An 11,354-nucleotide genomic window follows, 5' to 3' on the forward strand; every position below is an offset into this window, starting at 1 on the left:
AATAGCTCTGCTGCTTAGTACAGATAGTTGAGGGCCGTACGGTCGTTGGAATTGAACGGACGGTTGGCACCCGAGCCGATGCAGGCCAGCATCCACGAGGATGGGTCTGGGCCGGAAGGCGTACCCGGAACCAGAACGGCCCCTACCGAACTAGCGCCCTCGTTGGTATACTGTCCGCCGCAGCTGTAGGAACGGTCGGCGTAGTCGGTGTGACGGAAGCCGATGCAGTGGCCCACCTCGTGCGCCAGAATAGTAGCAATGTACGTGGAGGCGTTGGCCGTGCCGATGGCACCCGAGTTAACCGCAACCTGGCCGTAAGGATTGCCGCCCGAAGGGAAGCCTGCCGAAGCCAGGTAGTCCGAGCCAGCAGGCGCAGCCGTCAGCACGATACTGCCGCCCGACGTAACGCGGGAAAAGCGCAGGCGTAGATTCTCGGCATTGTAGCGCCGGATCAGCTCGTCCGTAGCCGTGATGTAGGCGGAAGGCAGGCTGGTCGAAACCCGAATGGTAATCGTGCGTGTGCCACTCGCCGTGCTTACTAAATTGTTGGTTCGGTACTGCTCGTCCTGGCCCACACGCAGCATCGAGTACTCGGGCTGACTGGCAAGCATCTCGTTAGTCAACAAAATATCACCTTCTACCAGAATGCCACCGTCTATCTGCTTGGCTTCCTGAGTACTAAAACCAAGTGAACGAATCTGACTTAAGCTTTCTTCTGATATTTCATTTTTTGCTACTACTTCCTGCTTCTTCTCGCAAGAGGTAAGTGCCATAGCAGCGCCCATCAAAAGCGCTAGCGGAGTGAGTAATTGATTTTTTTTCATGAAAGAGGTTGGTTTGGTTGTGGAAGAAAGGAGCTAACTGTGCTGAAAAAGTAGTGCTTTCTTGATGATACTTCAAAATATATCCAGCGATATTGACATAATTATACACAAGACAGTATTTCTAGGAAGATGTCAATTCCCTATGAAAAACCGCATATGCAGCGAATGAAGGCAGCATGAGGTAATCAGTGGGGCTGTAAAAAATATAATTAAAGATTTTGTCCAACAGAACGTAAGAAGGTTGAATAATACAGTTCAGTAGCGTTGATTCCAGTGGATAATTTCAGTTGAAATGAGTGAGCTGAACCCCGCTTTCGAATTATGTATCTTTGTAGAAACTGATTTTTCGCGGTGCCTGACGCTGCTTCACTATATAGATCTTTCACAGTGGCTTGTACTTCCTGTTCTACTGGCGGTGGCTGCTCTACTACTACCTCGGGCTGCGGCTCGAAAGGCAGCTGTAGTAGCGGCTGTACCCGCCTCAATGTGTTCGACTGGCTCCAGGATCTGGACACCCCGAGCGACTTTAAAGGCTTTGATACCGTTGAGATCCGCTTCAAGGGCGGCCGCAAGGATTTTTACCGCAACACCCACCACCTGCCACTGGTCACCGGCGATGCCGTGATAGTGGAAGCAGGTGGTAATGGCTGGCACTTGGGCCACGTCTCGCTCAAAGGCGAACTGGTGCGCTTGCAGATGAAGAAAAAGAAAGTGCCCCTCGACTCCAAAGACATCCACAACATCTTGCGTGTGGCTACCGAGCAGGATATGGAGCGCTGGAATGCCGTGCGCGACCTGGAAACCGGCACTATGTTCCGGGCCCGCACCGTGGTAGACGAACTGCGCCTGCGCATGAAGCTCTCCGATGTGGAGTACCAAGCCGACCGCACCCGCGCTACTTTCTTCTATTCGGCCGAGGACCGGGTGGACTTTCGGGACCTGATTAAGCGGCTTGCCGATGAGTTTCGGGTGCGGGTGGAAATGCGGCAGATATCGTTGCGCCACGAAGCCGGCCGCCTCGGCGGTATTGGCGTGTGCGGGCGCGAGCTATGCTGCTCCACCTGGCTCACCGATTTCAAAAGCGTAAGCACTACCGCGGCTCGCTATCAAAATCTGAGTTTGAACCCAGCCAAACTCTCCGGCCAATGCGGCCGCCTCAAGTGCTGCCTCAACTACGAGCTCGATACCTACCTCGATGCCCTGAAAGACATTCCGCAGGTGCAACGCCCGCTGCAAACCGAGAAAGGCGACTACGTGCTGCAAAAAACCGACATTTTCAAAAAGAAAATGTGGTTTGCCGTGCGGGGCGATAACAACTGGGTGGTACTCCCCACCGAGCGGGTGCGCGAAGTGCTGGAAATGAACAAGCGCGGTGAGAAAGTGGAAACGCTGCTGGAACCCGTGCGCGAAGAAGAAAAAGCGCCCGAAGTAACCGCCATCGTGGAAGGCTCGTTGGAGCGCCTTGATGACAAAATCAAATCAGGGAAGCGCAGTAAGCGCGGCAAAAAGAAAAATAAATCGGAGGATGCAGCCGCCGCATTAGTAGCTTCCCGCGACGGAGCTAACCCGGCAGCAAGTGCTGCTCGTCCGCCGGCATCGACAGCCGATGCAGCAGTTGCCCCCGAGCCTGCCGCTGCCAGCGAGGAAGTTCGCCGTCCGCGAGGTGCGGCGGCCCGGCCCCTCAACCGCCGCAATAACCGCAACCGCTCCGGTAACTCTGCGGACGGAACGCGCAGTGAAGGCCAGCCGCGTACTGCCGAAGGCAAGCGGAACCCGCCAGCTGAAGGCGGCAAACCTGCCGGTAGCACCGAGCCGCGCCCACCCCGCCAAGGCGGCGAGCGGCGCAGTGGGCGCGGAACGGCAACGCCGGGAGAAGGCGGCGTCAGCCGAGCGAGCGGCGCAGAAGGCAATGCCAGCCGTTCGCCACGCGAAGGAGGCCGTTCGGGCCGCCGCGGTGGGCGCCGGCCCGAGGGTGACGCCCCCGGTTCGTCTTCTGTTTCTCCTGCCGCTTCCTAGTTGCCTTGATGTTTATGCCCACGTTTCGTTTGCTGCCAGCCCTCGGGCTGTTTCTGGCTGTGCTGTTGACTGCCTGCGACCCCAACCAGGTGTATGAGAAGAACATTGATTTCGACAAGTACACCTGGTCGGTGCGGCAGAAGCCAGCTTTTATCTTCGATATTGCGGATACTACCCAGCGCTACGATGTGTATTTCAACATCCGGAATGCGTCGTCCTACGGCTACTACAACCTGTACGTGAAGCACACGCTCACCGATCCGGCCAACAAGCAGGTGTCGCAGTTGCTGCACCAAATGCTATTGATGGACCCGCAAACCGGCGAGCCCCGCGGCAAAGGCACCGGCGACATCTACGACCATCAGTTTCTGGCTTTGCCCAACCAGAAGTTTCAGCGGTCGGGTACCTACAAGATTGTGTTGGAGCAGTACATGCGCCAAGACCAACTGCCGGGCCTGATGGCGGTGGGAGTGCGGGTAGCCCAGGCAAAACTTGCTGCCCCCTAAAGCAGCCCGCTCAACTAAGCTGCTTGACGTATACTTCAAGTTAGTTTCCTTGGAAAACAAAGACGCCCTGGTTTGGAAACCGGGGCGTCTTTGTTTGTGCGAAGCTCAAAGTAGCTATACTGCGATACGTTCCACTTTAACTGCATTCAGCCCTTTTTTGCCTTCAATAACTTCGAACGAAACCCGATCATTCTCCCGAATTTCGTGCACTAGGCCCGTCTGGTGCACAAAAATATCCTGGCTATTCTCATCCTGAATAATAAAGCCAAACCCCTTGGCTTCATTGAAAAACTTCACTTTCCCGGTTTTCATAAGGGTAATAAGGTTGATTTGGTAGTGGAAAGGGTAAAAAGACGCGGGTAAATCTAAGGGGTATTTCGGAACTCACCCAACGCAGGCGCGCCAATTCCAACCCCAGCAACAGCAGAAGCGTAGCAATAACTGCCCGACCTTACTGCCCCAGTATTAGAAGTTGTCGTTTCACTTCCTGCCCTTTCTGCTTATGGAACCCCAAGCCAAGCCAAACCCCGACCACGCCACCCCGGCCGCTACTACCACGCCTCCCACACCCGCTTTCGACCCCCATGAGGTGCCGGGCAGCGAAGCTACCAACAGCATCACCGAGGCCTATGCCGACGAAGACCGCACCGAAAACCAGCAGGCCAGCCCGGGCCGGGGCGAGTTCGGACCGCACGGCCCGGGCCACACGCAAGGCGGCCACGGCAACCAGTATCGGGCCGATGAAGTGTATGGCGGGCAGCTAGCACCCGCCCCGCCCACCCGGGGCAGCTACGACGGTGGCAAGTCCGAAAACAACACTGGCTCTGAGGCTAGTACGCCCACCAACCGTAGTTCCAGCTCGTTCGGAACCCAGCCGGAAACTCCCCCTAATGGCTCTACTGTCTCGCCCGACTATGCCAACGACAACGACGCCCCGCAGCGCACGGGTGGCGGCTACAGCGAAGACTACGGCCGCTCCTCACTAGTGGGAAGTGGGGCGGCAGGCAACGCCGGGGCTAACCTAACTGGCCAGCGCAACCAAGAAGAGGATTACATTCCCGCCGATTCCAAAGACGCTGCCGCAGCTCCTGGTGGTTTCCAGGCCAAGCCCGCGCCCGTGCCCAACCAACCGGCTGTAGCCGGTGCCAATGAGCACACCAAATCCGATACTGCCCGTGATGCCGATGAGTCGCGCACCGGCTATGTGCGCACAGAGGGCGAGGAAAGTGAGCAAGGCAACACCAGCACGGGCATTGGCAGCCGCGGTGGGTCTTACAACGATCCTACCGGTCCCAAAACAGATGCCCCCGGCCAGTCTGGGCCACAAAACACCGATCCTAAAGCCCAATAAGCGGTTTCATCGACGGGCCGTCATTTCGAGGTACAAGGAATCTGAGGCAGCTTATAACAGTTAGCCTTGGATTTCTTGTGCCTCGGAATGGTAGCAGCCTTACTTGGCTAAGCGTTTGGTAGCTTGGTAAATACGGCCCTTCTCGTTGCTGAAAACGAAGTTGTTGTTGTCGAGGAAAGTAAGAGCTTCAGTTTGGCCGGAACTAGGAATGGGTAAGCAACTCTTGGGCCCATCGAAGAGGCGGCGGCCGGGTTGACGTTCTAGCAGGTAGATGTGGCCATAGCCGAGTAGTGCCACGGTGCGGCTGTCGGGGCTGAGGGCAGCGGCCGTTATCCAGGTGTTGATTTTGATGCTGTCGAGCAGCGTGGCTACGTGGTAGCCAGGGCGCGCCGGTAGGGCATACATCTTCACCCAGTCGCCTTTACCCCGATTTTTGGTGAACAGGTACAGACTATCCTGGCGGTAATAAAACGCTTCGCAGTCGAAGTTGCGCTCGTCTTTGCGGGGCGGAAAGTCGCGCTGGTCGGGGTAGCGGAAGCGGATGGTATCGATCTGGCGCAACCCCGAGCCGCCGAGCCGGTAGATAGCCAGGTTGCGGCGCTTGTTCTGGTTGTTGCCGAAGTCGCCGATGTAGATGCGGCCTTCGTCGTCGCGCGTTAGGTCTTCCCAATCGATGTTGACAAGAGGGCTCAGGTCGAGGGTTTGGAGCAAGTCGCCCTGGGGCGTGACTTTGTAGAGGGAGGCCGCCGTGCCGCCGTCGCCGTGCGTCCATAAGTCGCCGTATTCGTCGGCTGGCGCGAAGCCCGAGCTTTCCACTAGTATAGTCTTCGACATTTTGCCGATCTGCCGCACCACATAGTCTTGCCGCACCCGCGAAAAATCGCCGCGCCCCTCATCCTGGGCGCAGCCGCAGATAACAGATTGCAGAAACACTAAAACCGGGAATAGCTTGTCGCGCAGCAAAAAAAGCATTTTCTACTATTGAGGTGAGAAAGTAATAACAGCAGCCGTAAGCTCAGGTACATACGGAGGCCTTGCCAAGTAGCACACAAGTTTCTGCCGCGCCAAAGGTGGTGCTTCAACAAAGCTTAACTGTCATTCCGAGCACAGCGAGGAATCTGACAGTTTTACATTCTAGCCGGAGAAGTTAGATTCCTCGCTGTGCTCGGAATGGCAACCAAAGTCGCCTTTCAGAAAAGCTTGCCCGCTAGATAATAGAAACGCACTAGTTGAAATTTTATCCGTGTGGTGTTTGGGCATTCAGTTTCACTAATGAGTTTTCTAACTGATGCGTTTTTTTACTGCTTATGGCCGAGCAGCATCTCACTTGATTAGTATGTACGGTTGGAGCTTAGCGAACGTCACGTCATCAAGGATGCGGATTTGGCGCAGGTCGGCGGATTGACGGAAAGGGCCGTGCTGCTGCCGGTAGGCAACCACTACCCGCGCCAAACGCTTGCCCATGTACGGGTGCGCCTGAAGGATTTCGAACGGGGCATTATTTACGTCGAGCAAGCTAGCGGTGAAACCGGGGCGCACAAAGGTGTACTTGCGCAAGCTGTCAACAAGATCGGGCGCGTCGCGCAGGCTGTAGATTTCCACTAGCTGCCCTTCCTCCTGAAAGCCTCCCAACCGCTGCCGATACTCCACCACGCGCGCCGAAAGGCCGCGCCCAATTCCCCGAATCTGCATGAGCTGCGTGGTATCGGCGGAATTGAGGTCGAAGGGCTGTAGGTTACGAGGCTTGCGGGCGAACTTACTAGTAGGCAGCACCGCCGCTGTACCCGTTGCTCCGGTACCGGGCGCAGTGGGGTAGCGGCTGGCATAGGCGCGGGCCTCGCGGGGCGGCAGCTGCTCCGGCAACTGAATGTAGGGCGCTAAGCGGGCATAGGTGGTATCGGAGAGGCCGTAGGCTTTGCGGATTTGCTCTTTGGCCCGGAAGCCCCCCACTACGTCGCGGTATTTCACCAGCCTTTCGGCCAGCCACTGGGGCAAGCCCCGCGCTTGCCAGTCCACACTCGCGAAGCTGTTGGGGTTGAAGGGAGCAAGCGCAACCTGCGGCACGCGCACCCGCGGCGCATAGATACGGCGCGGGTAACGGCTGTTGCTAGCATACGCTTGCTTCACTTCACGTTGCGCAGCTAAGTCGGCCGCTAAAGCATTCAGTTGCTGCTGATCCGGAGCAGGATCATAGGTGGTTAAGCGCGGGCGTAGCAGTGGGGGCAGCAAAAGGAGCGCCAGCAGCAAGCTTAGCAACAACACAAAGCCGGAAGTTTCGCGGCGTGAAAAACCGAAATAACGACGAACCCAACGGCTAGGCTTCATGCAACTAAGATTCTGTAAGTAAGAGATACACCTAGATAGGTTGATAACGGTTGTCTTGCTCGCCTGATAACACCCGGCGTCGGGCTTCAGCAAGCGCCGCCCAACGGTTAGCTTGGCAACGTTAGCACGCGTAGTTTTCCTGGTAAGCTAAGCCGCGAAAAATATAACCCACGTATTACTTTTTGATTTTCACGTCAACTTCGTAGCGGTAGCGGGGAGGCCCCCCGAGGGGAATAGCGAAAAACGGTAACGCCACGTCGTATTGGTCGGTGACGTAGAATACCAGGTCGTTGCCTTCTTTGGTGAGGGAAGTGAGGCGCATATCCAGCGAAAGGCCGTGCTCTTTGTTGCTGATGGGGTGCACGCTGCGCGCCCACACGTTGTCTTGGCTGACCTCGGCCGGGTGCCCATTTTTAACTACGCTAAAGATCTTGATGCTCACGTCGCCGTCCAGGTCGAAGTTACTTTGCTGAATACTCACCACCCGGTCGTTGACGAACGGGTAGAGGTGGGTGATGGCGCGCCGTTGGGGCATGAGGCGAAACGCATATTCGTAAGTGAAAGCATTACCGCCTTCCACCGCAATATTCTGGGTAGGACTAGTGCTTAGAAAATAACGATACAGGTTGCCATCGTCGCCAGATTTGCCTTGCGCAATGATTTTGAACACGTAGCCATCAAACTCGGGCACCAACTCGCCTTCCAGCGGATTGAGCGGGCCGAAAGTGTACCACTTGTTGTCATAGGCTTTGTCGGCCCCAAACTTCACTTGCTTCAGCAATGTGCCCGCCCGAAAACCGCCCTTGGGTTCGGTGGCACGGGCATCGGGACCGGAGTGGGCGCCCGCACCGCCGTACAAGCTAAACTCGGTGGTGGTATTCCAACTGAAGCGCAGTTCATCGAGCTGGCCTCCACAATCGGGGTCGAAGACGCGGATGTAGATGGGCTGCCGGTTCTGCTTCGGCACCAGAAAAAAGAAGGTTTGCGTGAAATCATCGTCGCCCCAGCTTCTTTCGGCTTGCGCTCCAAATGTAACAAGCGAGGCAATGTTTTCGCCGGGGTTAGGCACGGCCTGCCCTACGGCTAGGGTGCTACCAAGCACTGTTAGGAACAGGCAGAAAATAGAAAGTTGAAAAGCACGCATGATGGCAAGATACCGGGATTTTAAGATGATTCCGTTCTGGTCGGTTAGTGGCGTTGCCGATGCCAATTGTGGCCCGTATCATTACGCACTGGTTTGCTGCTCTTTTCCATTCGCCTACCTCTCGCATGAGTCAGACCCCGATTCGTACTGTTGACTTTTTCGACGTCCTGAGCGCCGACCTCGCGCGGCTACGCGACATAACGCAGCGCCGCTTCCGGCCTCTCACCGACGATCAACTCAACCGCCGACCCAGTCCCGACAAATGGAGTGTTGGGCAGTGCCTGGAGCATCTCAACATTATTGGCGGCCGTTATCTGCCCCTCATTACGCACAAAATACAGCAGGCCCAGGAGCGCGGCAGCACGCCGGCCGAAACAGTACAGCACGGCTTTATCGGCCGCAAAATGACGGAAGCCATGCGGACGCCGCCGAGCCAGAAAGCCATGAAGGCGCCTCAGCAATACGCCCCGAGCGGCGCGCGCTTGCCCCGCACAGTGGTGGAGGTGTTCAGCCGGCAACTCGATGAGCTGGAAGGGGTCTTAAAGCACGCCCGCCGCGTCAATGCCAACACCATCCGTATTCCTAATCCTATCATTCCGCTGCTTTACCCGCGCCTCACCGATGTAGTGGAGATGCTGATCGAGCACATCAAACGCCACGTAATTCAGGCCGAGCGAGTACTAGATGGCAAACCAAGGGCTTAGCTTCAGCTAGTGATGATCTTCTTCCGGGGATGGGGGAAGCTCGGCGGCAGCGCGGTGCAACAAGGCGGTGGGCACGCGCGGGTAATGGTGGTGCACATGGTGGAAGGCAAACGACGAAACCACCGGCGTCCAGACCTGCGCTACGGCAGCGGCTGCCCGGGCAGCGGGGTTACGCGAAGCTAGGTGGTGCGGTATATAAGACGCCCAAATCGGCATGGTGGCACTCATAAAGAAGGCGACGCCCCAGTATACAATACCCACCAACGAGCCCGTCAGGAAGTACAGTGCCACAAAAGCGGCCAGTACAACGACCGTCAAGGCGGTTTCCAGTAGTTGAATGCGGCGGGTGTTGGGGGCAATGCGCAACGACTCGCGGCGGAGCATCAGGATGTGCCAGGGACCTTGCCACAGCACGCGCGCAAAACTCCAGGTAGCGGGCGCGCCTTCGGGGTCGTCTTCGGTGAGGCAGCGGCCGTGGTGGCGCAGGTGCGTCACCTGCATAGCATGGCCGCTTTTGAGGATGAGCAGGGCGCTGAGCGTTAGGATTTGCTTGTTGATAAATTTGGGCAAACCCAAAGCGTTGTGCATGGCATCGTGCATCTGCACGAAGGCTGCCAAACACACGGCTACGGCCATCGGCACCGCCAGCCACCACCAGCCGGTTAGCGCCAGCCCTACGTACAGGGCGGCCAGCACCCAGGGGCGCGCCAGTTCTACCTTGCGCTGGCTGGCGGTAAGCTGTAAATGCGCAGAACTAGCGGTGGTTTTCATCGGAAAGAGGGTTACAAGGAAGAATAGTGTGTGGTGGGCAGACTGCGTTATTCGCGCCGCTCGTGGCGGCGGGGCAGGGCGTACGCCGGAATCTGGTCGGGGCCGACCGACTGCCAGCGGGGGCGGAAAGAACCGTGGTAGCCGAAGAGCTTGCCGAATATCTTGTTGCGCACTTCCACCTGAATCCGGTAGCAGTCGGCGGCATCATCGTACCATTCTTCCACCTCCGCGAGGCCCGAAAACAGCATGGGGAAGCGGAAATTAAAGGGGCCTTCGTAGAAGCGCTGCTCCCCGGAGCGTAGCTGCAAGCCGCCCCGCTCGGTTACGGCCAAATCAATATCAACGGCGAGGTGCTGATGGGTGCCGAGGTAGTCCACAATACAGTCGCGCTGCTGGCTGCGGATCATGGTGGCATCAAAGCAACGGGTGTGCTTGGGGAATTCAAAGCGCCGAATCCAAGTCACGGTTTCGCGGCCGAGTGGGTCGAGGTAGGCGTAGTTTTCGATGCGAAAGGGAATGTTCTGGCCGGCATCGGGAAACATGATGTTGCGTAGCAAACCGACCCGCAGAAACGGCTGCGTATAGAACGGTCCGTGCCACACCTGCTCCATGGTGCCCTCGCCAATAAAGGCGCGCTGATGCTCACTGGCAAACGCCAGCCGTTCCTGAATGCGGGGATGAAGTCGTTGGAAATCAGCTCCAAGCTGCTGTTGATAAATGGATTGCATAGAAAAGTAGGATAAGGACCGTAAGAACAAGCTACTTATTGAGGCGGCCGACGCAGGCAGCGGCTGGCGCTTGGCAGTTCATCGGAAAGCGTAAGCAGGCCAACGGCGGCCAGGGCCATCATGCACAGGTTGAGGGTAAGCGGGTTGAAGGGCGCCACAAATACCATCGGCTGACTGAACAGAGCGCCGGCGCCGAGCACCAACAACCCCACTATATTAAGCCGATACACGAGGCGCAGGCTGCGGCGCGACAGCAGCCAAAACAGCAACCCAAACCCTATTTCGCTCACCCCCACAGCCGTGGCGATGCGGTGCGCCGCCGCTACCGAGAAGCCTGCGCCCTGCAAAATGCGCAGCTCGCCGGTATCGGGAAACAGCAGCTTGGGTACTACGCCCTGGTAGATCCAACTTAGTCCCAGCACCAGCCGCACCAGCCACTGCATGAGCGCCAGCCGCACCGACACCGCTGGCCGGATGCCTTTTTCCAGCCACAGCCGCAGACAATCGAAGCTCCAGGCCGTAGCCCACCCAATCAGCGGCCGGAACGCCAGCCTATCAACCACGGCGCCGGGCAGACCAAAGCGGGTTTGATAGTCGTAGCCGGTCAGGAAGCGCAGGCCGTTGTCGGTGGGAATGTATTTCCAGTAGCCCGCGCCAGTCTTAATCAACGACAGCCACTCATCCGACCAGAACTTGAGAACCGAGGTTCGTTCGCCGTTTTTCTCTTTGGTGCCCATGCTTTCGCCCTTGCCCGCCACGCCCAGCCCAAAGCCGATGCGGGTGGCGTAAAGAAACTGCTGAGGCTCGGCCTTGGTAGGGCGGGGTAGATAGGAAATTTCGCTGAAACGCAGGTCCCACTGCTGGTGCAGCTCAGGCTGCTGGGTGTGCGCCCAAAGGGCTTCCATGGGGCATTGGATGCGTACCTCAACGTAGATAGGGATGTTTTTCAAATCGTGGAGCACCGCTGGGGGCCGACAGGATAATT

General features: G+C 57.4%; 12 protein-coding genes. 4 read left to right on the forward strand and 8 right to left on the reverse strand.

The annotated features are described in order from the left end of the window. Positions 1–14: 14 nt before the first annotated feature. Positions 15–824: a M57 family metalloprotease gene (locus tag ACFE7X_RS14690; RefSeq protein ID WP_375436432.1), complete on the reverse strand. Its 810-nt coding sequence runs from the start codon at positions 822–824 to the stop codon at positions 15–17. Positions 825–1,211: 387 nt separating this feature from the next. On the opposite strand from ACFE7X_RS14690, the gene ACFE7X_RS14695 reads away from it, so the two are divergent. Both ACFE7X_RS14695 and ACFE7X_RS14700 read left to right on the forward strand, forming a co-directional pair. Next, positions 1,212–2,840: a stage 0 sporulation family protein gene (locus ACFE7X_RS14695; RefSeq protein WP_375436433.1), complete on the forward strand. Its 1,629-nt coding sequence runs from the start codon at positions 1,212–1,214 to the stop codon at positions 2,838–2,840. Between the two features lie 14 nt (positions 2,841–2,854). Next, positions 2,855–3,346 (forward strand): gliding motility lipoprotein GldH, encoded by a 492-nt coding sequence (locus ACFE7X_RS14700; protein ID WP_375436434.1) that lies wholly within the window; start codon positions 2,855–2,857, stop codon positions 3,344–3,346. Between the two features lie 114 nt (positions 3,347–3,460). Here ACFE7X_RS14700 and ACFE7X_RS14705 read toward each other — a convergent pair whose 3' ends face one another. Next, positions 3,461–3,658 carry a cold-shock protein gene (locus tag ACFE7X_RS14705; RefSeq protein ID WP_375436435.1) on the reverse strand — a complete coding sequence of 66 codons (198 nt, stop codon included), beginning with the start codon at positions 3,656–3,658 and terminating at the stop codon, positions 3,461–3,463. A gap of 190 nt (positions 3,659–3,848) precedes the next feature. Between ACFE7X_RS14705 and ACFE7X_RS14710 the strand changes: the two genes are divergently transcribed. Continuing rightward, positions 3,849–4,697 carry a hypothetical protein gene (locus tag ACFE7X_RS14710; protein WP_375436436.1) on the forward strand — a complete coding sequence of 283 codons (849 nt, stop codon included), beginning with the start codon at positions 3,849–3,851 and terminating at the stop codon, positions 4,695–4,697. A 99-nt stretch (positions 4,698–4,796) separates the two neighbouring features. Here ACFE7X_RS14710 and ACFE7X_RS14715 read toward each other — a convergent pair whose 3' ends face one another. The 3 genes from ACFE7X_RS14715 to ACFE7X_RS14725 form a co-directional block, all read right to left on the reverse strand. Beyond that, positions 4,797–5,669 carry a hypothetical protein gene (locus ACFE7X_RS14715; protein WP_375436437.1) on the reverse strand — a complete coding sequence of 291 codons (873 nt, stop codon included), beginning with the start codon at positions 5,667–5,669 and terminating at the stop codon, positions 4,797–4,799. Between the two features lie 351 nt (positions 5,670–6,020). Then, the gene (locus tag ACFE7X_RS14720; protein ID WP_375436438.1) at positions 6,021–7,022 is read right to left on the reverse strand and encodes a ComEA family DNA-binding protein; all 1,002 of its coding nucleotides are present in this window, start codon (positions 7,020–7,022) and stop codon (positions 6,021–6,023) included. Between the two features lie 175 nt (positions 7,023–7,197). Next, entirely contained in the window at positions 7,198–8,166 is a 969-nt protein-coding gene (locus ACFE7X_RS14725; protein WP_375436439.1) for a hypothetical protein, read from the reverse strand. A gap of 125 nt (positions 8,167–8,291) precedes the next feature. On the opposite strand from ACFE7X_RS14725, the gene ACFE7X_RS14730 reads away from it, so the two are divergent. Next, positions 8,292–8,870, forward strand: a complete 579-nt coding sequence (locus tag ACFE7X_RS14730; RefSeq protein ID WP_375436440.1) for a DinB family protein — start codon at positions 8,292–8,294, stop codon at positions 8,868–8,870. A gap of 6 nt (positions 8,871–8,876) precedes the next feature. On the opposite strand, the gene ACFE7X_RS14735 is transcribed toward ACFE7X_RS14730, so the two are convergent. From ACFE7X_RS14735 to ACFE7X_RS14745, 3 genes are read right to left on the reverse strand one after another with little or no spacing between them, the layout of a single operon-like run. Further along, the gene (locus ACFE7X_RS14735; protein WP_375436441.1) at positions 8,877–9,641 is read right to left on the reverse strand and encodes a fatty acid desaturase family protein; all 765 of its coding nucleotides are present in this window, start codon (positions 9,639–9,641) and stop codon (positions 8,877–8,879) included. Between the two features lie 47 nt (positions 9,642–9,688). Next, entirely contained in the window at positions 9,689–10,369 is a 681-nt protein-coding gene (locus tag ACFE7X_RS14740; protein WP_375436442.1) for a DUF4166 domain-containing protein, read from the reverse strand. A gap of 35 nt (positions 10,370–10,404) precedes the next feature. Further along, positions 10,405–11,319: a DoxX-like family protein gene (locus tag ACFE7X_RS14745; protein WP_375436443.1), complete on the reverse strand. Its 915-nt coding sequence runs from the start codon at positions 11,317–11,319 to the stop codon at positions 10,405–10,407. Positions 11,320–11,354 lie beyond the last annotated feature (35 nt).

The organism is uncultured Hymenobacter sp., assembly GCF_964242765.1.
Classification (GTDB): domain Bacteria; phylum Bacteroidota; class Bacteroidia; order Cytophagales; family Hymenobacteraceae; genus Hymenobacter.

Bases quoted from the DNA above. Each gene is read 5' to 3' on its own strand.
- ACFE7X_RS14700 (WP_375436434.1), top strand. From the start codon at position 2,855: ATGCCCACGTTTCGTTTGCTGCCAGCCCTCGGGCTGTTTCTGGCTGTG.
- ACFE7X_RS14690 (WP_375436432.1), bottom strand. From the start codon at position 824: ATGAAAAAAAATCAATTACTCACTCCGCTAGCGCTTTTGATGGGCGCT.
- ACFE7X_RS14710 (WP_375436436.1), top strand. From the start codon at position 3,849: ATGGAACCCCAAGCCAAGCCAAACCCCGACCACGCCACCCCGGCCGCT.
- ACFE7X_RS14740 (WP_375436442.1), bottom strand. From the start codon at position 10,369: ATGCAATCCATTTATCAACAGCAGCTTGGAGCTGATTTCCAACGACTT.
- ACFE7X_RS14730 (WP_375436440.1), top strand. From the start codon at position 8,292: ATGAGTCAGACCCCGATTCGTACTGTTGACTTTTTCGACGTCCTGAGC.
- ACFE7X_RS14705 (WP_375436435.1), bottom strand. From the start codon at position 3,658: ATGAAAACCGGGAAAGTGAAGTTTTTCAATGAAGCCAAGGGGTTTGGC.
- ACFE7X_RS14725 (WP_375436439.1), bottom strand. From the start codon at position 8,166: ATGCGTGCTTTTCAACTTTCTATTTTCTGCCTGTTCCTAACAGTGCTT.
- ACFE7X_RS14715 (WP_375436437.1), bottom strand. From the start codon at position 5,669: ATGCTTTTTTTGCTGCGCGACAAGCTATTCCCGGTTTTAGTGTTTCTG.
- ACFE7X_RS14735 (WP_375436441.1), bottom strand. From the start codon at position 9,641: ATGAAAACCACCGCTAGTTCTGCGCATTTACAGCTTACCGCCAGCCAG.
- ACFE7X_RS14720 (WP_375436438.1), bottom strand. From the start codon at position 7,022: ATGAAGCCTAGCCGTTGGGTTCGTCGTTATTTCGGTTTTTCACGCCGC.